Origin of the sequence: Allobranchiibius sp. GilTou73 (assembly GCF_021391335.1) — a bacterium.
GTDB classification, from domain to species: domain Bacteria; phylum Actinomycetota; class Actinomycetes; order Actinomycetales; family Dermatophilaceae; genus Allobranchiibius; species Allobranchiibius huperziae.
The window spans coordinates 2,400,787-2,425,080 of sequence record NZ_CP090051.1 but is presented as its reverse complement, the minus strand read 5'-3'; the positions used below and the strand labels follow the sequence as shown (position 1 = coordinate 2,425,080).

Genomic DNA, 24,294 nt, shown 5'->3' with positions numbered 1-24,294 from the left:
TCCTTGCTGGTCGCGGGCCCCATCAGTCGAGGACCTCACCGGTGGAGAGGTTGATGGCCGGGGTGGTGTCGACATCCTCGCGCAGTCGGTCATGGATCGTCGCCGCCAGGGCCGGGCCGATGCCGGGGACGGTGGCGAGCTCCTCCGGCAGGGCGGCACGCATCTTCTTGACCGAACCGAACTGCTTCAGCAGCGCCTTGCGCCGGGCATCGCCGAGACCCGGGATCCCGTCCAACGCGGAGGTGGTCATCGCCTTGGACCGACGCTGACGGTGGAAGGTGATCGCGAAGCGGTGTGCCTCGTCGCGGACCCGCTGCAGCAGGTAGAGACCCTCGCTCGTACGCGGCAGGATCACCGGGAAGTCGTCATCGGCGACCCACACCTCCTCCAGACGCTTGGCCAGGCCGACGACCTCCACGTCGTCGATACCGAGAGCCTCCAAGGCGTGCGCCGCGGCGTTGACCTGGGGCTTGCCTCCGTCGACGACGACCAGCTGCGGCGGGTAGGCGAACCGCTTGGGCTTGCCGGTGGTCTCGTCGATCGGCCCGGACACCGGCGGTGTCCGCGCACCCGGCCCGGTCCCCGCGATCTCCTCGACGTCGGGACTGTCACCGAGATCCAGCTCCACGTCGTTCGCGCCGTCGCGGTCGGCCAGGTAGCGCCGGAAGCGGCGGGTCAGCACCTCGTCCATCGCGGCCGTGTCGTCCAGTCGCACGGTGCCGTCCGGTGCCGTCGTGCCGCGCACGATGAAGCGGCGGTACTCCGCCTTGCGCGGCAGACCGTCCTCGAAGACGACCATCGACGCCACCACGTTGGTGCCCTGGATGTGGCTGACGTCGAAGCACTCGATCCGCAGTGGCGCCTGACCCAGGTCGAGGGCCTCCTGCAGGTCCTGCAACGCCTGGCTGCGCGCGGTCAGGTCGCCGGCACGGGCGACCTTGTGCCGGGCCAGGGACTGAGTCGCGTTGCGCTGCACCGTCTCCATCAGGGTGCGCTTGTCGCCGCGCTGCGGCACCCGCAGGTCGACGTTCGAGCCGCGCAGACCCTGCAACCACTGCGCCATCGGCTCGGGGTCGGGCGGCAGCACGGGCACCAGCACCTCGCGGGGCACCCCGTCGCCGGACTCCCCCGCCGTACACCTGCCCGAGCAGCCGCTCGATGACCTCGGCCAGTCCCAGGTCGCCCTCGGACTGCTTGTCGACCACCCAGCCGCGCTGGCCGCGGATCCGGCCGCCGCGGACGTGGAAGACCTGCACGGCCGCCTCGAGCTCGTCGTCGCTGACACCGAAGACGTCGGCGTCGGTGGCGTCGCCCAGCACGACGGCCGAGCGCTCGAGCGCCTTCTCCAGTGCGCCGAGGTCGTCGCGACGGCGGGCCGCGGTCTCGAAGTCGAGGTCGGCGCTGGCGTCGCGCATCTCCTGGGCCAGTCGCTTCTGGAAGCGCGCGGTGTTGCCGGCCATGAAGTCGCAGAAGTCGGCGGCGATCTCGCGGTGCTCGTCCTCGGTGACCCGGCCCACGCACGGTGCCGAGCACTTGTCGATGTAGCCGAGCAGGCAGGGGCGGCCGACCTGGCCGGCCCGCTTGAAGACACCGCTGCTGCAGGTGCGCACCGGGAAGACGCGCAGCAGCTGGTCGAGGGTCTCGCGGATCGCCCAGGCGTGCGCGTACGGACCGAAGTAGCGGGTGCCCTTGCGCTTGGCGCCGCGCATGACCTGCGCTCGCGGGTAGGTCTCCCCCATCGTCACCGCGAGGTAGGGATAGGACTTGTCGTCGCGGTACTTGACGTTGAAGCGGGGGTCGTACTCCTTGATCCAGGAGTACTCCAGCTGCAGCGCCTCGACCTCGTTGCGGACGACGGTCCACTCGACGCTCGCGCCGGTGGTGACCATGGTGCGGGTCCGCGGGTGCAGCGCCGCGATGTCCTGGAAGTACGACGACAGTCGGCTGCGCAGCGACTTGGCCTTGCCGACGTAGATGACCCGCCCGTCCTTGTCGCGGAAGCGGTAGACGCCCGGATCGACCGGGATCTCCCCGGGCTTCGGACGGTAGGACGACGGGTCTGCCACCGGGTCAGCCTACGAACCACCGCCGACAGGGCAGGCATGCGCCTCGGCCGAGCGGTCGTCGTCGCAGGTCACAGGTCGACGGTCAGGCGCCCACCGCGGTCCGGGCCCGAGGCGGGCAGCGCCGACCTTCTCGACGAGCGGTCCCGCGCTCAGCTGACCTTGAGCGAGGACCCCTCTGCGGTCACGGTCTTGGCGGGCAGGGGCTTGGGAGCCGGGCCACTCGTGACCGATCCGTCCTTGATGCTGAAGTGGCTGCCGTGACACGGGCAGATGATCTCGCCGTCCGCAACGGACCCGACGGTGCACCCCGCGTGGGTGCAGATCGCCGAGAACGCCTTGAACGAGCCGGACGTGGGCTGAGTGACGACCACCTTCGCGTCCCCCAGGATCTTGCCCCCGCCCACCGGAACGTCCGCCTTGGCGACCGTCGTGCCGCCACCGCCGCCCCCTGAGGCCGAGCCGGACCCACCGGAGCCCGAGGAACCACCGCAGGCGGCGAGCCCGAGCCCGGCAATCCCCACGCCGGTGACAGCCGTCGCCCGCACGACAGTGCGCCGGCTCGGGCTGACAGGTGCGTCGTCGGTGTCGTTCGTCGATGCTCGGTCGTTGTGGTTCACCATTGAACGATCATCCATCGCGGATCCGGAGAGGTCGACACCCGGGTGCTGTGGTTCGCCTGTGTATCTCCTGCGGTTGTCAGCAGGTAAGTGACGCCGACACCACGGATCCGCTGACAACCGCGGGATCCAGCTACCGGTTGTCAGCAAGTAAGTGACGCCGGCACCACGGATCCGCTGACAAGCACGGCGTACGGCGTCAGCTGCTCCGTACGTGGCTTGTCGGGCGTGCGGCCAGTTCCCTGCACCGCGTCCGGCCGGTCAGGTGGGTTGTCGGCCGCGCGGTCACTTTCCTGTACCGCGTACGGCCGGTGACCGGGCAGCGTCGACGTGGCGAGCGGGCCTCGTCCAGGGCGACCGAGAACACGGCCCTCGGGGTAACTCGCCGCAGACGCTGCCGGTTGTGAGCAGGTAAGTGACGCCGGCACCACGGATCTGCTGACAACCGCGGGATCCAGCTACCGGCTGTCAGCAAGTAAGTGACGCCGGCACCACGGATCCGCTGACAACCACGGCGTACGGCGTCAGCTGGCGGCCTTCGTGCTGGCCTTGCGCGGCGAGCGGGTGCCTGCGCGACGGGTGGAGGGGCGCGCTGCCGCACTCTGCTTCGCCAGCAACGGCTTAAGGAACCGACCGGTATGACTGGCCCGCACCTCCGCGATCTCCTCCGGTGTGCCCACGGCGACCACACCTCCGCCGCGGTTGCCGCCCTCGGGGCCCATGTCGACGATCCAGTCCGCCGACTTGATCACGTCGAGGTTGTGCTCGATGACGATGACCGTGTTGCCCTTCTCGACCAGGCCCTGCAGCACGTCGAGCAGCTTGCGGATGTCCTCGAAGTGCAGGCCGGTGGTCGGCTCGTCGAGCACGTAGATGGTGCGGCCCGTCGAGCGCTTCTGCAGCTCTGAGGCCAGCTTCACCCGCTGCGCCTCGCCACCGGACAGGGTCGGCGCGGGCTGGCCCAGCCGGACGTAGCCGAGACCGACGTCGACCAGAGTGGTCATGTGCCGGGCGATGGCGGGCACGGAGGCGAAGAAGTCCTTGGCCTCCTCGATCGACATGTCGAGCACCTCGGCGATCGACTTGCCCTTGAAGTGCACCTCGAGCGTCTCGCGGTTATAGCGCGCCCCGTGGCACACCTCGCACGGCACGTAGACGTCGGGCAGGAAGTTCATCTCGATCTTCAGGGTGCCGTCGCCGGTGCACGCCTCGCAGCGACCACCCTTGACGTTGAAGGAGAACCGGCCGGGCAGGTAGCCGCGGACCTTCGCCTGCTGGGTCTGCGCGAAGAGGCGCCGCACGTGATCGAAGACCCCGGTGTAGGTCGCCGCGTTGCTGCGCGGCGTACGCCCGATCGGGCTCTGGTCGACGTGCACGACCTTGTCGAGCTGGTCCAGCCCCTCCACCGTGCGGTGCCGCCCGGGCACGTGGCGCGCGCCGTTCAGCTGGTTGGCCAGCACGTTGTAGAGGATGCCGTTGACCAGCGAGGACTTGCCCGACCCGGACACCCCGGTCACCGCGACCAGGTTGCCCAGCGGGATCGCGACGTCGACGTTCTTCAGGTTGTGCTCGCGCGCACCGCGTACGACGATCTCGCGACCGTCGTGCGGTCGACGTTCGGTGGGCAGCGGGATCTCCCGCCGACCCGACAGGTAGTCGCCGGTGATCGAGTCCTTGTTGGCCAGCAGACCGGCCACCGACCCGGCGTGCACGACGTGCCCGCCGTGCTCCCCCGCGCCGGGCCCGATGTCCACGACGTAGTCAGCCGTGGAGATGGTGTCCTCGTCGTGCTCGACGACGATCAGGGTGTTGCCGAGGTCGCGCAGCCGCGTGAGCGTCTCGATCAAGCGGTGGTTGTCGCGCTGGTGCAGACCGATCGAGGGCTCGTCGAGCACGTAGAGCACGCCGACCAGGCCCGACCCGATCTGGGTGGCCAACCGGATGCGCTGTGCCTCGCCGCCGGACAGCGTGGCGGCGGGCCGGTCCAGGGACAGGTAGTCGAGGCCGACGTCGAGCAGGAAGCCCAGCCGCGCGTCGACCTCCTTGATGATGCCCTCGGCGATCTGCCGCTCCCGCGGGGAGAAGTCGACACCGGGCAGGAAGTTGGCGGCGTCGGAGATGGGCAACGCGCACACATCGGCGATCGACTGGCCGCCGACGGTGACCGCGAGGGACTCGGGCTTGAGCCGGGCGCCCTTGCAGACCGGGCAGGGCACCTCGCGCATGTAGCCCTCGTAGCGCTCGCGGCTCCAGTCCGAATCGGTCTCGGAGTGGCGACGCTTCACGAACGGGATGACGCCCTCGAAGCCGGTGGAGTAGCTGCGTTCGCGGCCGTACCGGTTGCGGTACTTCACGTGCACCTGGTGGTTCTGCCCCTCCAGCAGCGCCGTCCGCGCCCGCTCGGGCAGCGCGTGCCACGGCGTGTCGAGGGAGAACTTCAAGTCCTCCGAGAGCGCGCCGATGACCCGCAGGAAGTAGTCGGCCGAGGTCGAGCCCTGCGCCCAGGGCAGGATCGCGCCCTCGCGGATCGACTTGTCCTCGTCCGGTACGAGCAGCTCGGGATCTACCTCCAGCTCGGTGCCGATGCCGGTGCATGCCGGGCAGGCGCCGAACGGGCTGTTGAAGGAGAACGAGCGCGGCTCGATCTCGTCCATCGACAGCGGGTGCTCGTTGGGGCAGGCCATCCGCTCGGAGAAGCGGCGCTCGCGCTGCGGGTCGCCCTCGTCGAGGTCGACCATCTCCACGATGAGGACACCGTCGGCCAGGATCAGCGCGGTCTCGACGGAGTCGGTGAGCCGCTGCTTCGCGGAGGGGTCACCGCCGCGGGACACCAGCCGGTCGACGACCACGTCGATGCTGTGCTTCTTCTGCTTGGCCAGCTTGGGCGGCTCGGACAACGAGACCACGACCCCGTCGACCCGGGCGCGCGAGTAGCCCTTGCCCTGCAGGTCGCTGAACAGGTCGACGTACTCGCCCTTGCGGGACCGTACGACGGGCGCCAGCACCTGGAACCGCGTGCGGTCGGGCAGCTCCAGGAGCTGGTCGACGATGGCCTGCGGCGTCTGGCGGCCGACCGGCTCGCCGCAGACCGGGCAGTGCGGGCGACCGGCTCGCGCGAAGAGGAGGCGCAGGTAGTCGTAGACCTCGGTGATCGTGCCGACCGTGGACCGGGGGTTGCGGTTGGTCGACTTCTGGTCGATCGAGACCGCCGGCGACAGGCCCTCGATGAAGTCGACGTCGGGCTTGTCCATCTGGCCGAGGAACTGGCGCGCGTACGCCGAGAGCGACTCGACGTAGCGGCGCTGACCCTCGGCGAAGATGGTGTCGAACGCGAGCGAGGACTTGCCCGATCCGGACAGACCGGTGAAGACCACCAACGAGTCCCGCGGGATGTCGACCGAGATGTTGCGCAGGTTGTGCTCCCGGGCGCCCTTGACCCGCAGGTGGTCGTGACCGCGCACCGGTGGGGCGGGCGCGGCGCTCGGAGAGCTGGGAGAACTGGGTGACGTGACGGAACGGCTCGGTCGGGGGGTCGCACTGGGCACGACCCAATGCTAGGGGCCGGGTCCGACAGGCCCGACCTGGATACGCTGTGCGCCGGTCCCGTCCCGAAGGAGAACACGCCCATGGCTTACGACGGCAGGACGACACCCGGCAGGCCCGCCCTGGTGCGTGAGCTCGAGGGCGTCACAATCCGCAAGCTCGCGGTCTCCTCGATGGACAACAACGTCTACCTGGTGACCGCCACCGGATCCGGCGCGTCCGTGCTCGTGGACGCGGCGAACGACTGGCCGGCGATCGAGGCAATGATCCGGGAGAGCGGCGCCCGGGTGGAGGCGATCGTCACCACCCACCGGCACGGCGACCACACCGGCGCGCTCGCCGATGCGGCGCGCGCCCTCGGTGCCCGCACGTACGCCGGGGCACCGGACGCCGACCACCTGCCGATCGCGGCCGACGTACGCCTCGAGGACGGCGACACGGTGCAGGTCGACGGGCTCTCCCTCGACGTCGCCCTCGTGCGCGGGCACACCCCCGGCTCGGTCGTGCTGACCTACGCCGACCCGCACGGTCATGACCACGTCTTCACCGGCGACACCCTCTTTCCCGGCGGTGTCGGTGCGACGAAGAACCACGACGACCAGTCCTTCCCGCAGCTCATCGACGACGTCGAGCAGCGCATCTTCGCCCGGCACGACGACGACACGTGGGTCTACCCCGGTCACGGGGACGACACCACCCTCGGCACCGAGCGCCCCCACCTGCCCGCGTGGCGGGAGCGCGGATGGTGAGTGGGCTGGGCGACTCGCTCCGGCCCGTCACCGCGCCAGGTCGTCCTGCCCTCGTGCGCGTGTCCATCAGCGGGCTCTGGCTCACGGCGACCTCGCCGCGGCCCATCGACGCCCCGCTGCTCGACACCTCCCCCGACCACGACCGCTGGCTCGCCGCCATGGACGCCGAGCCGGAGCCGATGGCCGGTCGGCTCGGGCTCGAGGGCCGGCTGGAGACCGAGGTGCTGGCGGGTGAGTCGGTCGAGGTGCACGACCTGCACGACGACTGGGCGTTCGTGACATGCCCCGAGCAGCCGTCGCACAAGAACCCGCGCGGCTACCCGGGGTATCTGCGAGCGGCCCACCTGGACCTCGGGGTCTCCGAGTCCGACGGTGCCGGCGATCCTGCGCCCACCGCCGGCGCGACCTCGGTCGACCCGGCCGCGTTCCTCGATGCGGTGCGGGCCCACGCGGGCGTGTCCTATCTGTGGGCCGGCCTCTCGCCGCACGGGCTGGACTCCTCGGGACTGGTGCACCTCCCGCTGCGCACCCTCGGGGTGCGTTTTCCGCGTGACTGCTCCGACCAGGCCCGGCATTGCGCCCCTGTCGCACCCGCCGATGCGGTCCCCGGCGACCTCCTCTTCTTCGCGCGCCCCGGATTCGAACCGGACCACGTCGGCATCCTCACCGCCACCGGCCGGATGCTGCACGTGCCGCAGACCGGACGCGTCGTCGAGGAGGACGTGCCGACGGACCGGGCCGAGACCCTGGTGTGCGCCGGCCGGATCAGCGCGCTGGGGTGAGGTCCACCGTCGGCTACCGGCCGCCCCCGCCCGCCCTCGTCCTCACCGCCGTGGTGTCGGTCCAGTTCGGCGGCGCCCTGGCCTCCACCCTCGTCCCCACGATCGGTGCCTTCGGATCGGTCGGCCTGCGACTGGGATTCGCTGCCGTGCTGCTGTGCGCACTCGGACGTCCGGCGCTGCGGGGCCGCAGCCGCGCCGACTGGCGGGTGGTGACGGCGTACGCCGCGACGCTGGCCACGATGAACGTCTGCTTCTACGCGGCGATCGCCCATCTGCCGCTCGGCGTAGCTGTGACCTGCGAGTTCGTCGGCCCGCTCAGCCTGTCCGCCGTCCTGTCGCGGCGCTGGCAGGACGCGGCGGCGGTGCTCTGCGCCGTCGGCGGTGTGCTCCTCGTGTCCGGCGCGCTGACGACGCCGTGGTCGAAGCTGCCGGTGACCGGCGTGCTGTTGGCGCTCGCCGCGGGCGCCTGCTGGGCGGCGTACATCATGGCCTCCGGAGCGACCGGCGCGCGGTTCGCCTCCCTCGACGGGCTGGCGATCGCCCTGGCCATGGGCACCGTGGTCGTGCTCCCCGATCGGCGTATGGCGGGCCGGTGACGCGCTGTTCTCGGGCGAGTCGCTGGCCAAGGGCTTCGGGATCGCGCTGCTGTCCTCGGTGCTGCCCTACTCCCTGGAGCTGCTCGCGCTACGTCGGCTCGCGGCCCACGTCTTCGGGATCCTGATGAGCCTCGAACCCGCTGCAGGTGCACTCGCCGGACTACTCGTCCTGGGCCAGCGATTGAGCGCGCCCGAACTGGTCGGGATGGCGCTCGTGGTGCTCGCCAGCGTGATCGTGCTCGGCGCCGCCCGTCGCCCGCGGCCTGGTGGGTCCGACGGTGGCTCAGGGGTGCCCGAGGGGCTCACCCCGGCCTGAGGCTCGGCCGGCCCGGCTGGGCCTCGGTCCGCTTCAGCCGCGCGGGCGCAGGTCGCGGCGCCGCAGCGCGTACCGCTCGAACCACAGGGTCATGAAGGGCGGCACGCTGCTCACCAGTCCCAGCAGCGCGGTCCGCGCTCCCCAGCGGCGCGACCTGGCCACCCACGCCAGCGCCACCAGGTAGCAGATGAAGACGATGCCGTGCACCATCCCGAAGATCTGCACACCGCGGTCGGTGCTCCTCGCGATCCACTTGAAGTACATCCCGATCAGCAGCGCGAGCCACGACACCGCTTCCAAGGTGGCGATGGCGATGAAGACCTGGGAGGAGAGCTGCGAAGAGGTACGGCGGGCGGGGACGTCGGCTTCGAGTGACACACCGGGACGATAGGTGGTCACCCCCACCACCGGCACGGCGGGCCGGTCGCCGTCCGCGGGCTCGACGGTGGCACAGGTACCCCGGCCAAAACCACCCGTCGGCTGTCTGCGCGGCGGCCGGACGTCCTATCGTCGCCGGTATGACGACGCGCATCTCGCACTGGATCGACGGCGCCGTGGCGCAGGGCTCCTCCGGCAGGGTCGGCCCGGTCTACAACCCCGCGAGCGGTGAGCAGACCGGCGAGGTGGAGCTGGCGAGCGCGGACGACGTACGCACCGCCGTCGCGTCGGCTGCGAAGGCCGCCGCCGAGTGGCGTCACGCGTCGCTCTCGACGCGCGCCGCCGTGCTCTTCGCGTTCCGGGAGCTGTTGCACGACAGCCTGGACGAGCTGGCCGACATCGTGACCTCGGAGCACGGCAAGGTGCACAGCGACGCGGTGGGCGAGATCTCCCGCGGTCTGGAGAACGTCGAGTACGCCACCGGGGTGCCCAACCTGCTGAAGGGGGCTTCTCCGAGCAGGCCTCATCCGGCGTCGACGTCTACTCGATCCGCCAGCCGCTCGGCGTGGTCGCGGGCATCACGCCGTTCAACTTCCCGGTGATGGTGCCGCTGTGGATGTGCGCGGGAGCGATCGCGGCGGGTAACGCGTTCGTCCTCAAGCCCAGCGAGAAGGACCCGTCGGCGTCGCTCTTCCTGGCCCGGCTGTGGCAACGTGCGGGACTGCCCGACGGTGTCTTCACCGTCGTACAGGGCGACAAGGAGGCCGTCGACACGCTGCTCACCCACCCGGATGTGAGCGCGCTCAGCTTCGTCGGGTCCACGCCCATCGCGCGCTACATCTACGAGACCGGCACCGCCGCCGGCAAGCGGGTGCAGGCCCTCGGCGGCGCGAAGAACCACATGGTGGTGCTGCCGGACGCCGACCTGGAGATGGCCGCGGACGCGGCGGTCTCGGCGGCGTACGGCGCGGCCGGCGAGCGCTGCATGTCGATCTCCGTCGTGGTCGCCGTGAGCGATTCCGCCGACCCGCTGGTCGAGGCCATCGCCCGGCGGCTGCCCGACGTGACCGTGGGCGACGGCGCGAAACCCGACACCAAGATGGGTCCGCTCATCACTGCGGCCCACCGGGACAAGGTCGCGTCGTACATCGCGGCCGGCGCCGACGAGGGCGCCACCCTGGTCGTCGACGGCCGCGAGGCGGACCTGCCCGCCGACGGGTTCTTCCTCGGTACGACACTGCTGGACCACGTGCGACCGACGATGTCGGTCTACACCGACGAGATCTTCGGCCCGGTGCTGTCGGTGGTGCGCGTCGACACCTACGACGATGCGCTCGAGCTCGTCAACAGTCACGAATTCGGCAACGGCACAGCGATCTTCACCCGGGACGGCGGCGCGGCGCGCAGCTTCCAGTACGACGTGCAGGTCGGCATGGTCGGCATCAACGTGCCGATCCCGGTGCCCGTGGCGTCGTACTCCTTCGGCGGGTGGAAGGCGTCGCTCTTCGGCGACAACCACATGTACGGACCCGAGGGGCTGGCTTTCTACACCCGCGGCAAGGTGGTCACCTCGCGGTGGCCCGACCCGGCCACCTCCACCGTCGATCTGGGATTCCCGAGGACACGATGACCGACAGCATCCTGCGCGAGACCGCCACAGACGCCGAGCCCACCGACCCCGCGAGCCTGCTCGGCCGAGGAGACGAGGCGCAGGTCCGCGCCGACGACCGCCACGTCTTCCACTCCTGGTCGGCCCAGGCCACGATCGACCCGCTGCCCATCGAGCACGCGCAGGGGTCCTACTTCTGGGACTACGCCGGCAAGCGCTACCTCGACTTCTCCAGCCAACTAGTCAACATGAACATCGGCTACCAGCACCCCCGGCTGGTCGCGGCCATCGTGGAGCAGGCGCAGCGGCTGTGCTCGATCCAGCCGGCGTTCGCCAACGACGTACGCGGCGAGGCGGCCCGGTTGATCGCCGAGCGGGCGCCCGAGGGTCTGAACACCGTCTTCTTCACGAACGGCGGCGCCGACGCCAACGAGAACGCCGTGCGGATGGCGCGGCTGCACACCGGGCGGCAGAAGGTGCTCGCGGCCTACCGCAGCTACCACGGCTCGACGGCCGGTGCGATCTCGCTGACCGGTGACCCGCGCAGGTGGCCCTCCGAGCCGGCCGTTCCCGGCACGGTCCGCTACTTCGGCCCTTACCTGTACCGATCGGCGTTCCACGCCACCACCGAGCAGGAGGAGTGCGACCGCGCGCTGGCCCATCTGCGCGAACTGGTCATGCTCGAGGGAGCGCACACCATCGCGGCGCTCGTGCTGGAGACGGTCGTCGGCACGAACGGCATCCTCGTGCCACCCCAGGGCTACCTCGACGGCGTGCGGGCCCTCTGCGACGAGCACGGCATCCTGCTGATCGCCGATGAGGTGATGTCCGGATTCGGGCGGTGCGGCGAGTGGTTCGCCGTCGACCACTGGGGCATGACCCCCGACCTCATCACCTTCGCCAAGGGGGTCAACTCCGGTTACGTCCCGATCGGCGGGGTGCTCATCAGCGATGCGGTCGCCGCCACGTTCGCCGACCGTCCCTTCCCCGGCGGCCTCACCTACTCCGGGCACCCCCTGGCGTGCGCCTCCGCTGTCGCGTCGATCCGGATCTTCGAGGACGAGGGCATCCTGGCCAACGCGCGGATGCTCGGCGAGGAAGTCATCGCACCCGGGCTGGCCGAGCTGGCGGCGAAGCACCCGAGCATCGGCGAGGTCCGCGGTCTCGGGGTCTTCTGGGCGGTCGAGCTGGTCCGCGACCGGGCGACCCGCGAACCGCTGGTGCCGTTCAACGCGGCCGGGGCGGACGCGGCCCCGATGACGCAGTTCGCCGCGGCCTGCAAGAGCGAAGGGCTCTGGCCGTTCACGCACTTCAACCGCACCCATGTCGTGCCCCCGTGCACGAGCACGCCGGACGAGGTGCGCGAGGGCCTGGAGATGCTGGACGTCGCGCTCGAGGCGGCCGACCGGCATACGACGGGCGCCTGACCGGTGGACGTCTCGGCGACCTGGCGCGACGCGTCGACGACGCCGTACTGGCTGGACACCCCCGACCGCCCGTCCGCGCGACCCGCTCTGACCACCGACGCCCGCGCGGACCTCGTCGTCGTCGGCGGCGGGTTCAGCGGGCTGTGGACCGCACTGCTGGCCAAGGAACGCGATCCCGACCGCGACGTCCTGCTGGTCGAGGGCGACCGGATCGGATGGGCGGCGTCCGGCCGTAACGGCGGGTTCTGCTCGGCGAGCCTCACGCACGGGCGGGACAACGGAGCGCAGCGCTTCCCCGACGAGATCGAGACGCTGGAGCGGCTCGGTCGGGAGAATCTGGCGGCGATCGGCGACACGGTGCAGCGCTACGGCATCGACTGCGACTACCACCTGCGCGACTCCCTCACCGTGGCCACCCAGCCCTATCAGGTGCGCGAGATGCGTTCTTCCGCAACGGGGTTCCTCGACCGGGACGCCGTACGCGCCCGCCTGCACTCCCCCGACGTTCCTCGGCGGGTGCGTCGAGGAGGGTGAGCTCGCACTCGTCGACCCGGCTCGTCTCGCATGGGGTCTCGCCGCTGCCGCCGAGAGCCTCGGGGTGCGGATCGCGGAGCACACCAAGGTCACCGGTCTGGCTGAGGACGGCGACCGGATGACGCTGCGGACCGACGGCGGCCGCACGATCACCGCGGAGCACGTCGCCCTCGGCACGAACGCCTTCCCGTCACTGGTGAAACGCGTGCGGCTGCACACCGTGCCGGTCTACGACTACGTGCTCATGACCGAGCCGCTCTCCGACGGGCAGCTGGCCTCGATCGGCTGGGACGGACGCGAGGGCGTCGACGACGCCGGCAACCAGTTCCACTACTACCGGATGACCGCCGACCGGCGGATCCTCTGGGGCGGCTACGACGCGATCTACCACTTCGGTCGGGCGGTGCGCCCGGCGTACGACCAGCGGCCCGCAACCTTCGAGATGCTTGCCCAGCAGTTCTTCGCGACCTTCCCGCAGTTGGAGGGGTTGCGCTTCAGCCACCGTTGGGGCGGCGCGATCGACACCTGCACGCGGTTCTTCGCGTTCTTCGGCACGGCGTACGGCGCCCGGGTGTCCTACGCGCTCGGCTACACCGGCCTCGGGGTCGGGGCCACGCGCTTCGGTGCACGAGTGATGCTCGACCTGCTGAGCGGCGCCCACACCGAGCTGACCGAGCTGGCGATGGTGCGCACCAAGCCGCTGCCCTTCCCGCCGGAACCGTTGGCATACGCCGGTATCCAGGCCACCCGCGCGGCACTCGCGTCGGCCGACCGCCACGACGGCCGCCGCAACCTGTGGCTGCGCGGCCTGGACAGGGTGGGTCTCGGCTTCGACTCCTGACCCCATCGTCGAGGGGCGGAGATAAGCCCACCTCTCGGTGCGATCCCCACACCCGACGGAAGGATCAGCGGGTCGCGGCCGTCATCTGCCGCAGCTCCTTCTTCAGGTCCCCGAGCTCGTCGCGCAACCGGGCTGCCAGTTCGAAGTGCAGGTCGGTCGCCGCCTGGTGCATCTGGTCGGTGAGGTCCTGGATGAGAGTGGCCAGCTCGCCGGCGGGGACACCGGTCACCGTGGCCACCCCACCGCTCTCGGGCTTCGCGCCGATCCGCTTGCTGGACTTGCCCTGCTTGGCTGTCTTGCCGCGCGACTGCACCCGGCCGCTGCCCATCAGGGCCTCGGTGTCGGCGTCCTCACGCTGCAGCAGGTCGGTGATGTCGGCGATCTTCTTGCGCAGCGGCTGCGGGTCAACCCCGGCCGCGAGGTTGTAGGCCACCTGCTTCTCCCGGCGTCGGCTGGTCTCGTCGATGGCGTCACGCATCGAGGGGGTCACCTTGTCGGCGTACATGTGCACCTGACCGGACACGTTGCGGGCCGCGCGCCCGATGGTCTGGATGAGCGAACGGGCGGACCGCAGGAAGCCCTCCTTGTCGGCGTCCAGGATGCTCACCAACGAGACCTCGGGCAGGTCGAGACCCTCACGCAGCAGGTTGATGCCGACCAGCACGTCGTACTCGCCCATCCGCAGCTCGCGCAGCAGCTCCACCCGGCGCAGGGTGTCCACCTCGGAGTGCAGGTAGCGCACCCGCACGTCCTTCTCCAGCAGGTAGTCGGTCAGGTCCTCGGCCATCTTCTTGGTCAGGGTGGTGACCAGGATCCGCTCGTTGCGGGCGGAGCGCTCACGGATCTCGTGCAGCAGGTCGTCGATCTGACCCTTGGTCGGCTTCAGCACGATCTCCGGGTCGATGAGCCCGGTGGGGCGGATCACCTGCTCGACCACGCCGTTGGCCTTCGCGACCTCGTAGTCCCCCGGCGTCGCGGACAGGTAGACCGTCTGGCCGACGCGCTCGAGGAACTCCTCCCACTTCAGCGGCCGGTTGTCCATCGCGCTCGGCAGTCGGAACCCGTGGTCGACCAGCTGCCGTTTGCGGGACATGTCACCCTCGTACATCGCGCCGATCTGCGGCACGGTCTGATGGGACTCGTCGATGACCAGCAGGAAGTCCTCGGGGAAGTAGTCGAGCAGGCAGTTGGGCGCCGATCCCGGCCCGCGTCCGTCGATGTGCCGCGAGTAGTTCTCGATGCCCGAGCACGACCCGACCTGGCGCATCATCTCGATGTCGTACGTCGTGCGCATCCGCAGCCGCTGCGCCTCCAGCAGCTTGCCCTGCTTCTCGAACGACTCCAGCTGGGTCTCCAACTCGGCCTCGATGCTGGAGATCGCCCGCTCCATCCGCTGCGGCCCGGCGACGTAGTGCGAGGCCGGGAAGACGTACATCTCCTCCTCCTCGCGCACGACCTCGCCGGTGAGCGGGTGCAGGGTGTAGATGCGCTCGATCTCGTCACCGAAGAACTCGATCCGGATCGCCAGCTCCTCGTAGACCGGGATGATCTCCACCGTGTCGCCGCGCACCCGGAAGGTGCCGCGGGTGAAGGCCAGGTCGTTGCGGGTGTACTGCATCTGCACGAACCGGCGCAGCAGGTCGTCACGGTCGATGACCTGACCGACCTTCAGGCGGGCCATCCGGTCGACGTACTCCTGCGGCGTGCCCAGGCCGTAGATGCACGACACCGACGCCACCACGATCGCGTCGCGCCGGGTCAGCAGCGAGTTGGTCGCGCTGTGCCGCAGCCGCTCGACCTCCTCGTTGACCGAGGAGTCCTTCTCGATGTAGGTATCCGTCTGCGCGATGTACGCCTCGGGCTGGTAGTAGTCGTAGTACGACACGAAGTACTCGACCGCGTTGTTGGGCAACAGTTCCCGGAACTCGTTGGCCAGCTGCGCCGCCAGCGTCTTGTTGGGCGCCATCACCAGCGTCGGCCGCTGCACCTGCTCGATCATCCAGGCCGTTGTCGCCGACTTGCCGGTGCCGGTGGCACCCAGCAGCACCACGTCCTGCTCGCCGGCCTTGACCCGTTTGGTCAAGTCGGCGATGGCCGTCGGCTGGTCGCCGCTCGGGCTGAACTCGGAGACCACCTCGAAGGGCGCGACGCGGCGCTTGAGGTCGGTGATGGGGCGCATGCGTCAACCGTACGACGCCCCACCGACACGACCCCCGCGCGCGGTGTTTGGGAGACTGGATCGCGTGGTCATCCCAGTCGTCTACCTGATCGTCGGGGTGGCTCTGCTGCTCGGCGTGCTGCTGCCCGCCTTCACGACGGGCCGGGCGATCTCGGCGCCCGTGATCCTGGTGGCCGTGGGTGCGCTCGTCGGGCTGCTCCCCTTCCCCGCGGGTCTGTCACTCGACCCCGACGAGCATGCGGCGCTCACCGAGCACCTGACCGAGATCACCATCCTGATGGCCCTCACCGGTGTCGGGCTGGCGTTGGACCGGCCCCTCACACGGGTCCGCCTCACCTGGCGTCGCTGGGGTACGACGTGGCGGCTGCTCTTCATCGCGATGCCGCTGGCGATCGGGGTCACCGCGCTGCTCGGCTGGTGGCTGCTCGGGCTCATCCCAGCTGCCGCGGTCCTGCTCGCGTCCGTCCTCGCGCCCACCGACCCCGTCCTGGCTGCCGAGGTCCAGGTGGAGGGACCGACCACCCTGTCCGAGACGGATGCGGACGACGGCGAGGGCTTCGCCGAGGCGGACATCGACGAGAAGGACGAGGTCCGTTTCGCGCTCACCTCCGAGGCGGGCCTCAACGACGGAGCCGCGTTCCCGTTCGTCTACGCGTCGATCTTCCTGCTCACGATGGGGTCGGTCGGCCACTGGTGGGTGCGCTGGATCGGCTGGGAGGTCGTCGGCAAGACCGTCGTCGGGATCGCGGCCGGGTGGGCGGTCGGACGGTTGCTGTCGCTGGTGGCCTTCCGGATCCGCGAGTCCGTGCAGATCTCCCGGATCGGCGACCCGCTCCTGATCGTCGCCGCACCGCTGATCGCGTACGGCGTGGGCGAGCTGGTTCACGGCTGGGGCTTCCTGTCGGTCTTCGTGTCCGCGATCACGCTGCGCAGCTGCGACCGCACGAACGCGTACCACGACGCCATGCACGGCGTCATCGAGCGCCTCGAGCGGCTCTTCACCCTCGTCGTCCTGCTGCTGCTGGGTGCCGCCCTCACGAACGGACTCCTCACCTCCCTCACGTGGCAGGGCGCGGTCCTCGCCATCCTGCTGATCTTCGTGATCCGTCCAGCCACGGCGTGGATCGCGCTGTGGCACCCGCGCGGACAGGACTTCGACGACGATTCGGTGCTCGGTCCGCGTGAGCGACTGGTGACGGCCTTCTTCGGCGTACGCGGGGTCGGCAGCATCTACTACCTCGCCTACGCGACCGGTCACCACGGCTTCCCGGACGCCGAAGGGCTGTGGTCGATCGTCGCCTTCACGATCGTGCTCTCGGTCGTCGTCCACGGGGTCTCGGCCAGTCCGGTCATCGGCCGGCTGGAACGCCGTCGCGAGGCCGTCCTCGCCTGACGCCAGCCGTTTCGACGCGCCACACCCGCGACGGACGTCGCCCGTCGTACGCTCACCGGCATGTCGCCCACACCGCCCCGCTCCCGGGGCCGCTCCGTGCTGGTGGCAGCGACGCTGATCGTCGCGCTCCTGGTCGGCGTCGGCGGTTACGCCGGATGGCGGGCCCCTGAACCCCGGGCGCGGCTCCTTCCCCACCGTCGCCTCCGACCTGACGCCCCGGCAGCGGTCGATCCTCACGGTGGCACGCACCGAGTGGGAGCACCCCGGCCCGTCCACCAAGTACTCCAACGGGATCGACGAGAACTGGTGTGCCGACTTCGTCAGCTGGGTGCTGCGGCATGCCGGCTACCCGATGAGCAACCCCAACTCCGGATCGTGGCGGATCCCCGGCGTCCTCACGCTGCAGTCCTACCTGACGAAGGCGGGCCGGTTCCGTGCCGTCGGTGACGGGTACGCGCCGCAACCCGGCGACATCGTGATCTACGACGGCGGTGGGTTCGGTCAGCACACCAATCTGGTGGTGGAAGTCCGTGGCCACACGATAGAGACGGTCGGCGGCAACCAGGGCGCCGGGCTCGGCCGGCACGGCATCACCGTGCGCCAGTCACCGTTGAACGGCAGCGGCGTCGTCGGGTACGGCGTGGCCTGACCGCTGCCGCCCCGTCGTCGCCGCGACAGGACTCAGATCGAGTCGAGAATCGCTGTGCGGCGGTCCTGGTACTCCTGCTGCGAGATCGCACCCTTGTCGAGGAGTTCCTGCAAAATGTCGAGCCGGGCGGACGCCGTCGGCGTAGCGGCCGGCTCGGCCCGCCGCACCTTCGCCACGCTGTTCGCGATGTACGCCGTCGTGAGGGCGTTGTTGTCGATCAGCGCCACGGCGGTGGCCGCGTCGGGGTCAAGACCTGCCTCGCGGGCAGAGCGCCGCACCCAGATCACTGTGAACACCGTGGCTATCAGGCCGAACATGAGCACGGCCACCATCAACCCGATGAACGTCCCCGGGATCTTGCTACCGGTGTCCGCGTCCGGATAGCTGACGGTCCAGTGCGTTCCGTCCGCGCTGTCGCAGACCGGCAGGTCACCGTTCGCGTCCTGCACGAAGCAGGACGCCGGCGGGTCGGACGGAGCCGCGAGGGCAGGTGACCCGATTCCGGCCAGCACGAGGAGCAGGAGGACCAATCCCCCCAGAAGAGCCGCACCCCGTCCCCGCACAGGCGTGAGCATAGGGCTCCGGCGTCGTTCCGTGGCCGAATACGCTGTACTCGCAATGACCCTCAGGCCGCGGCAGGTTCGTACGCGCTCCGGCGGGCCCGCTCGCTCGTCGTCACGAACGCCATCGCGAACAGTGCGACGCCGCACCCGGCCATCACCCACCACCCCGCGTGGCTCGCAGTGGCCAGCGAGATCCGCAGCGGACCGGTCAGCCGCGCCGACGCCAGCGCGCCGAACACCGCCACCCCGAGAGCCGATCCGACCTGCCGGCTCGTCGAGGCGATCGCGGCCGCGACCCCGGACTGCTCCCGCGGCATGCCGGAGACCGCGGCGTTCGTGATCGGCGCGTTGAGGAAGCCAAACCCGATGCCGAAGCCCACGTAGGCGACCCCGAGCTCGACGAGCGAGGTGTCCGTGCGCAGGGTGATGAGGATGAGCGCGCTGGTGGTGAAGCCGACGCCCGCCACGATCATCGACACCCGTGGTCCGATGCGCCCGACGAGACGCCCCGACACGGGAGCGCAGAGCGCGATCATCCCGGCCATGGGCAACGTCATCAGACCGGCGTGCACCGGCGACATGCCCCGCGCCTGTTGCAGATAGAGGGTGTTGACGAAGAGGAATCCGCCGAGCGATGCGAACCCCACGACCGCGCAGACCACCGCGCCGGTGAACGGCACACTGCGGAAGAAGCCCAGCTCGATCAACGGCTGCGCCCGACGCGGCTCCACGACGCCGATCGCCACCGCGCAGCCGACGGCCACCGCCGCGCACAGCAGCACTCGCCCGGACGTCCAGCCGAGACCGCGGCCTTCGATGATCCCGTAGGTCAGGCTCGCGAGCAGACCGATGACCAACAGCTGCCCCACCGGGTCCAGTCGACGTGCGGTGGCGGCCCGCGACTCCGGCACGTAGCGCGCGGCGAGGACCGCGGCGGCCGCCACGATCGGCACGTTGATCCAGAAGATCGCCTTCCATCCGACCGCGTCGACCAGTCCCCCGCCCACGACGGGGCCGAGCGCCATGCTGAGGCCGACCGTGCCGCCCCAGACCCCGATGGCCTGGGCGCGTTCGCGGGCCTCGGTGAAGGTGTTGGTGATGATCGACATCGCGACCGGGTTGAGCATCGAGCCGCCTACCGCCTGCAGGCCGCGAGCACCGATCAGCATGGGGGCGCTCACGGACAACGAGCAGAGCAGCGACCCGCCACCGAAGAGCACGAGGCCGACCTGGAAGACCTTGCGCCGGCCGATCCGGTCCGCGACCGACCCGGACAGCATCAGCAGACTCGCCAGGACCAGCGTGTAGGCGTCCAGCACCCACTGCAGCTGCGAGAACGACGCGTGCAGGTCGGTGCTGATCGACGGGAGCGCCAGGTTGACGGCGGTGACGTCGATACCCACGACGAACAGGCTCATGCAGCAGATGCCGAGCACCAACATCCGTCGGCGCCGAGTCATCTCCACACCGGCCACGGTAAGCCCGCGCCCTGACAGCCGCGTCGCGGGTCAGCCCGGTGACCACCCGGTGGACTGCGCCCACTCCCGCGCACGGGGCAGGGCTCGCGCGTACCACCGCTCGATCGCGGCGGGGTAGTCGTGCGAGGAGAACTGGTGCGCCACCGTCGACTTCAGCTCCGAGTACGCCGTCCGCTCCCTCGTGTCGGCGCGCAGCCAGTCGCGGAACGACAGGGCGGCCAGCGCACCGGCCGACCCGTCCTCGCGCACGTGCACCCGCAGCACGTCGCGTGGGTCGGCGCCGCCGGCCAGCAGGGTGCGCCAGTCGGCAGGCCGCGGTGCCCAGTCGTGCGGGCGGACCTCCTGCTCCCGCAACCCGACGATCGCGGCCGCCCGCAGAGCACCCGCCAGTGCGTCCCCGCCGTCCTCGAAGCGGTGCATCCGCAGCTGTATGTCGACCACGTCGCGGGCGATCAGCCCCGGCACCGCCGTGGAGCCGACGTGCTCGACACCCGCGTACGGGATGCGGGCGGCATCCAACTGATGCCGGATGCGCGCGACGACCCGCGCCGCCCGGGCTTCCCACTCGGGGCGGTGCTCGTGCAGCACCACGGTCGCGCAGACCTCCCGGAGCACCGGGCGGTCGGCGAGCAGGTTGTCCTCGAACGGCGCCAGCCGCTCGTCCCACAGGGCCGCGACCCGGTCGGCCAGCTCGTCGGGAGTGCCGTCGTTGTCGATCCAGGCGTCGGCCACCGCATGCCGTGCGACGTCGCCCGCCTGCGCCTCGATCCGGGCGCGGGCGTCCTTCTCGGTCATCCCGCGGTCGCGTACGACCCGCCCCACCCTGGTCCGCTCGCTCGCGCCGACCACGACGGTCAGGTGGTTCATCGGCGCGAGGCCCATCTCCACCAGGAGCGGCTGATCGTGCACGACGAGCGCATCCGGCCCGGCCTGCTCGAGCAGCTCGCGGGTGCGGATCCCGATCAGCGGGTGGGTGATGCCCTCCAGGTCGCGCCGTGCGGCGGGGTCGGCGAAGACGATCGCCCCCAGGGCCGGGCGGTCGAGCGTTCCGTCGGGCGCGAGCACCGTTGCACCGAAACGCTGTTCGATCTGAGCCAGGCCCGGGGTGCCGGGCTCGACCACCTCGCGGGCGATCCGGTCGGCGTCCACCACGACCGCACCGCGCTCTGCCAGCAGACCGGACACCGAGGACTTCCCGGATCCGATCCCGCCCGTCAGGCCCACGCGCAGCACTTGCAAAGCCTATAGGCGCCTGTCAGGGCCCTGATTGAATGCAGGAATGACCCGACGCATCATCGTGACCGGCGGTGGCACCGGCATCGGCCTGGCCATCGCACGACGTTTCCTGGTCGAACACCCCGAGCTCATCCTGATCGGACGTCGCGAACAACCGCTGACAGAGGCAGCGGCCGCCCTGCGGGAGGCCGATCAGGCGAGCACCGTGACGACGCATCCCTGCGACCTCACCGACCCGGACGCGGTCGCCGACCTCGCCACCCGCATCTCGGACGGCGGCGCGGTCGACGTGCTCGTCGCGAACGCCGGCGGCAACCTCGGGCTCGGCTCCGGAGATCTGCATCAGCTCGCCGACAGCTGGCGTGCGGACTTCGACGGCAACGTGCTCCCGACGGTGCTGCTCACCGAGGCTCTCCTCGACGCGTTCTCCCGGCCCGGCGGACGGATCGTAGCGATGAGCTCGGTCGCCGCACTGCGCGGCAGCAGCTCGTACGGCGCGGCCAAGGCGGCCGTGAACGCCTGGGTGCTCTGGATGGCCGTCCGCCTCGCCGAGGACGGGGTCACGGTGAACGCGGTGGCCCCGGGGTTCGTGCCGGACACCGACTTCTGGCGTCCGCGCATCGAGGCCGACCCCGGCATCGTGGCCAATCGGGTCGCCCCGATCCCGATGGGACGGCCCGGCACCCCCGAGGAGGTCGCCGAGGCCGTCGCCTACCTGAGCGCGCCGGACGCCGGCTGGACGACCGGGCAGATCCTGCAGGTCAACGGCGGCACCCTCCTCGGTCGGGGCTGACCCGCTACTTCTTCAGGAAGTCCGCCCGGAACGCACCCTGGGTGCCCTGGGCGCTCAGGCGCTCCCCGGACGTGTTGTCGAAGAGCAGCACCTCCTGCGCCAGCGGGACGACGTGCAGCACGTCGCCGACAGCGGGTCGGTGCTCGCGCCCGAGCCGGACGGTCAGCCCGGTGCGTTCGGCGCCGTCGGCACCGGGTGTCTGGTCACTGCCGTCGACCGGGTCCACGGCGAGCACCGCCGTGCCCGTCGGGTGGTCCGGGTGGCCGTGGACGAACGACTCGGAACCCAGCGACTCCACGATGTCGACGGTCAGCCGCAGCGCGCCCGGCTCGTCCCCGGACACGACGGTCCACGACTCCGGTCGGACGCCGACCTGCACGCTGCCGGCGTCACCCACAGCGCCGCGCTCCAGCGGCACCGACGCGCCGTACAGGTCCGCGGCCCCGTCGCGTACGTCGCAGCGCACGAGGTTGATCGCCGGCGACCCGATGAAACCGGCCACGAACGTGTTGACCGGGTGGCGGTAGAGCTCATCCGGCGTCGCCACCTGCTGCAGGACGCCGTCGCGCAGCACCGCGACCCGGTGGCCCATGGTCATCGCCTCGACCTGGTCGTGCGTCACGTAGACCGTCGTGACCTCCAGGCGCCGTTGCAGCGCGGCGATCTGCGCGCGGGTGGACACCCGCAGCTTGGCGTCGAGGTTGGAGAGCGGTTCGTCCATGCAGAACACCTTCGGGTCGCGCACGATCGCACGGCCCATCGCGACGCGCTGACGCTGGCCGCCGGACATCTGCCCCGGGCGCCGGTTCAGCATGTCCTGCAGCTCCAGGATCTTCGCCGCCTCCATCACACGGGAGGCGGTCTGCTCCTTGCTGACCCCGGAGTTGCGCAACGCGAAACCCATGTTGTCGGCGGCCGACATGTTCGGGTAGAGGGCGTAACTCTGGAACACCATGGCGATGTCCCTGTCCCTCGGCCGTACGCCGGCCTGGTCGTGCCCGTTGATCAGGATCCGGCCGCGATCGACCGGTTCCAGGCCCGCCAGCATCCGCAGGGTCGTGGACTTGCCACACCCCGAGGGGCCCACCAGGACGAGGAACTCCCCGTCCTGGATGTCCAGGGTCAGCCCATCGACCGAGGGATGATCGTTCCCCTTGTGCAGGCGGCTCGCTGCGTCGAAGTACACACTCGCCATCTGATCAAGCCTTCAACAGGGGCTTGACCTGGGTGTTGTACGCAGCGGTGGTCGACGCGTCCAGTGCCTTGAAGGTCGAGGTGACGTCCGAACCCGCGACGATCTTGTCCAGGGCCTGACCGATCCGTGCGCCGCCACCGGGGACGAAGACGCGCGCGTACGCCTGCGGCCGGGTCTTGGGCAGCTGGGTCACCGCGAGGGCGTACTCGGGGTTCTTGGCGAGGTAGGCCTTCTCCGCCGAATCGTTCAGCGCCGACTTGCGCACCGGCATGTAACCGGTCGCCTGGCTGAAGGTGATGGTGCTCTGGGCGTTGGTCATGAACTCGATGAACTTGATGGCGTTCTTCTTGCGCGCATCGGAGATGCCCTGCGGGATCGCGAGGCCGGCGCCACCGGTCGGACACGTCTTGATGCCGTTCGGGGCCGGCACATACGCCACGCCGAGCTCGAACTTGCCGTCCTTCTGGATGCCGGAGATGTCACCGGTGGATTCGAGCAGCACCGCACCGAGACCCGCCGAGAAGTCGCTCTGGGAGTCGGCCGAGGTCTTGAGGTACTTCTTCTTCGCCCAGCCCTGCAGCACCTGACCGGCCTTGACGGTGCCGGCTTCGGAGAAGGTGGGGGTCCACTTGTCGGAGTAACCGCCGCCGTAGGACCAGGCGATGCACTGGAAGGTCCAGTCCAGGTAGTCCGATCCGTCGTCCAGGATGATCGGCGCTTTGCCGGAGCCCAGTGCCGTCTGCAGCTTGGGGCACCACGAGGTGAACTCGTCCCAGTCCGTCGGGCCGCGGTCGGGCAGGCCGGCCTTCTTCCAGACGTCCTTGTTGTAGTAGAAGAGCGGCGTGGAGCGGGCGTAGGGCAGCGCGTAGTGCTCACTGCCCTGGAAGTTGTAGTCGGCGTACAGCGAGTCCACGTAGTCGGAGGAACTGAGGCCGTTGGCCGACAGCAGGGCGGCGACGTTCGCGAGCCTCTTGTTCAGTGCGAAGTTGAACCACGTGACGTCGGAGACCACGACGACGTCGGGTTGGTTGCCTCCACCAAGGGCCGCGTTGAACTTCTGGCCGACCTCCTCGTAGTTTTTGCCGGCGTCGACGAGCTTGACCTTCAGGCTGGGGTACTTCTTCTCGAACTGGGCGATCAGCTTCTGCTCGGTGGGCTTGGACATGGCGGGGTGGTTGCTCCAGAACTCGATCTGGTTGCTGCTCCCGCCTCCTCCGCCGCTGCCGCTGTTGGTGCTCGTGCTGCTGCCCGTCCCGGCGCACGCGGCGAGGCCGCCGGCCACCGCGATTCCGCCGGCCGCGGTCAACAGTCCGCGGCGAGTCATGTCAGTCATGTGGTGTCTCTCTTTCT

The 24,294-nt window shown here is 70.2% G+C and carries 17 protein-coding genes and 3 pseudogenes; 10 read left to right on the top strand and 10 right to left on the bottom strand.

Features of this window, described 5'->3' with window-relative positions; translation table 11 throughout:
* Positions 1 to 22 precede the first annotated feature (22 nt).
* From uvrC to uvrA, 3 genes and pseudogenes are all read right to left on the bottom strand, one after another.
* Positions 23 to 2,066 (bottom strand): annotated as a pseudogene (gene uvrC, locus LVQ62_RS11950) (excinuclease ABC subunit UvrC).
* Between the two features lie 149 nt (positions 2,067 to 2,215).
* Positions 2,216 to 2,701: a Rieske (2Fe-2S) protein gene (locus LVQ62_RS11945; protein ID WP_233761853.1), complete on the bottom strand. Its 486-nt coding sequence runs from the start codon at positions 2,699 to 2,701 to the stop codon at positions 2,216 to 2,218.
* Between the two features lie 506 nt (positions 2,702 to 3,207).
* On the bottom strand, positions 3,208 to 6,144 hold the full coding sequence (uvrA, locus tag LVQ62_RS11940; RefSeq protein WP_233767794.1) for an excinuclease ABC subunit UvrA: 2,937 nt from the start codon (positions 6,142 to 6,144) through the stop codon (positions 3,208 to 3,210).
* Positions 6,145 to 6,309: 165 nt separating this feature from the next.
* On the opposite strand from uvrA, the gene LVQ62_RS11935 reads away from it, so the two are divergent.
* The 4 genes from LVQ62_RS11935 to LVQ62_RS17885 are packed head-to-tail and all read left to right on the top strand — an operon-like array spanning position 6,310 to position 8,669.
* Positions 6,310 to 6,975 (top strand): MBL fold metallo-hydrolase, encoded by a 666-nt coding sequence (locus LVQ62_RS11935; protein ID WP_208052008.1) that lies wholly within the window; start codon positions 6,310 to 6,312, stop codon positions 6,973 to 6,975.
* A gap of 59 nt (positions 6,976 to 7,034) precedes the next feature.
* Complete coding sequence (locus tag LVQ62_RS11930) at positions 7,035 to 7,757, top strand: NlpC/P60 family protein (protein ID WP_233761851.1); 723 nt, start codon at positions 7,035 to 7,037, stop codon at positions 7,755 to 7,757.
* Positions 7,754 to 8,353, top strand: coding sequence for a DMT family transporter (locus LVQ62_RS11925; protein ID WP_370639619.1), 600 nt, complete (start codon positions 7,754 to 7,756; stop codon positions 8,351 to 8,353). Before LVQ62_RS11930 ends, LVQ62_RS11925 begins: the two co-directional genes overlap by 4 nt.
* On the top strand, positions 8,331 to 8,669 hold the full coding sequence (locus tag LVQ62_RS17885; protein WP_370639706.1) for an EamA family transporter: 339 nt from the start codon (positions 8,331 to 8,333) through the stop codon (positions 8,667 to 8,669). The genes LVQ62_RS11925 and LVQ62_RS17885 overlap by 23 nt, the downstream gene beginning before the upstream one ends.
* A 33-nt stretch (positions 8,670 to 8,702) precedes the next feature.
* Here LVQ62_RS17885 and LVQ62_RS11920 read toward each other — a convergent pair whose 3' ends face one another.
* Entirely contained in the window at positions 8,703 to 9,047 is a 345-nt protein-coding gene (locus LVQ62_RS11920; protein ID WP_208052011.1) for a DUF3817 domain-containing protein, read from the bottom strand.
* Between the two features lie 140 nt (positions 9,048 to 9,187).
* Here LVQ62_RS11920 and LVQ62_RS11915 point away from each other — a divergent pair.
* From LVQ62_RS11915 to LVQ62_RS11905, 3 genes and pseudogenes are all read left to right on the top strand, one after another.
* Positions 9,188 to 10,677: pseudogene (locus tag LVQ62_RS11915) on the top strand (CoA-acylating methylmalonate-semialdehyde dehydrogenase).
* On the top strand, positions 10,674 to 12,083 hold the full coding sequence (locus LVQ62_RS11910; RefSeq protein WP_233761849.1) for an aspartate aminotransferase family protein: 1,410 nt from the start codon (positions 10,674 to 10,676) through the stop codon (positions 12,081 to 12,083). Before LVQ62_RS11915 ends, LVQ62_RS11910 begins: the two are co-directional and overlap by 4 nt.
* Before the next feature lie 3 nt (positions 12,084 to 12,086).
* A pseudogene (locus tag LVQ62_RS11905) lies at positions 12,087 to 13,458 on the top strand (NAD(P)/FAD-dependent oxidoreductase).
* A gap of 64 nt (positions 13,459 to 13,522) precedes the next feature.
* Here LVQ62_RS11905 and uvrB read toward each other — a convergent pair.
* Complete coding sequence (gene uvrB, locus LVQ62_RS11900) at positions 13,523 to 15,637, bottom strand: excinuclease ABC subunit UvrB (protein ID WP_179480954.1); 2,115 nt, start codon at positions 15,635 to 15,637, stop codon at positions 13,523 to 13,525.
* Between the two features lie 64 nt (positions 15,638 to 15,701).
* Between uvrB and LVQ62_RS11895 the strand changes: the two genes are divergently transcribed.
* Both LVQ62_RS11895 and LVQ62_RS11890 read left to right on the top strand, forming a co-directional pair.
* On the top strand, positions 15,702 to 17,030 hold the full coding sequence (locus tag LVQ62_RS11895; protein ID WP_233761847.1) for a sodium:proton antiporter: 1,329 nt from the start codon (positions 15,702 to 15,704) through the stop codon (positions 17,028 to 17,030).
* Positions 17,031 to 17,268: 238 nt separating this feature from the next.
* A complete protein-coding gene (locus LVQ62_RS11890) occupies positions 17,269 to 17,679 on the top strand; it encodes a CHAP domain-containing protein (RefSeq protein WP_233761845.1) in 411 nt (136 codons plus the stop codon).
* A 32-nt stretch (positions 17,680 to 17,711) separates the two neighbouring features.
* On the opposite strand, the gene LVQ62_RS11885 is transcribed toward LVQ62_RS11890, so the two are convergent.
* The 3 genes from LVQ62_RS11885 to coaE form a co-directional block, all read right to left on the bottom strand.
* A complete protein-coding gene (locus LVQ62_RS11885; RefSeq protein ID WP_233761843.1) occupies positions 17,712 to 18,242 on the bottom strand; it encodes an SHOCT domain-containing protein in 531 nt (176 codons plus the stop codon).
* Positions 18,243 to 18,304: 62 nt separating this feature from the next.
* Positions 18,305 to 19,702 carry an MFS transporter gene (locus LVQ62_RS11880; RefSeq protein ID WP_233767791.1) on the bottom strand — a complete coding sequence of 466 codons (1,398 nt, stop codon included), beginning with the start codon at positions 19,700 to 19,702 and terminating at the stop codon, positions 18,305 to 18,307.
* A gap of 48 nt (positions 19,703 to 19,750) precedes the next feature.
* A complete protein-coding gene (coaE, locus tag LVQ62_RS11875; RefSeq protein ID WP_233761841.1) occupies positions 19,751 to 20,953 on the bottom strand; it encodes a dephospho-CoA kinase in 1,203 nt (400 codons plus the stop codon).
* Positions 20,954 to 20,999: 46 nt separating this feature from the next.
* Between coaE and LVQ62_RS11870 the strand changes: the two genes are divergently transcribed.
* A complete protein-coding gene (locus LVQ62_RS11870; protein ID WP_233761839.1) occupies positions 21,000 to 21,749 on the top strand; it encodes an SDR family NAD(P)-dependent oxidoreductase in 750 nt (249 codons plus the stop codon).
* Positions 21,750 to 21,753: 4 nt separating this feature from the next.
* Here the strand turns inward: LVQ62_RS11870 and LVQ62_RS11865 are convergent, their stop codons facing one another.
* Together LVQ62_RS11865 and LVQ62_RS11860 are read right to left on the bottom strand one after the other, a co-directional pair.
* Complete coding sequence (locus tag LVQ62_RS11865) at positions 21,754 to 22,944, bottom strand: ABC transporter ATP-binding protein (RefSeq protein WP_233761837.1); 1,191 nt, start codon at positions 22,942 to 22,944, stop codon at positions 21,754 to 21,756.
* Between the two features lie 4 nt (positions 22,945 to 22,948).
* On the bottom strand, positions 22,949 to 24,277 hold the full coding sequence (locus tag LVQ62_RS11860; RefSeq protein WP_233761835.1) for an ABC transporter substrate-binding protein: 1,329 nt from the start codon (positions 24,275 to 24,277) through the stop codon (positions 22,949 to 22,951).
* Between the last annotated feature and the right edge of the window lie 17 nt (positions 24,278 to 24,294).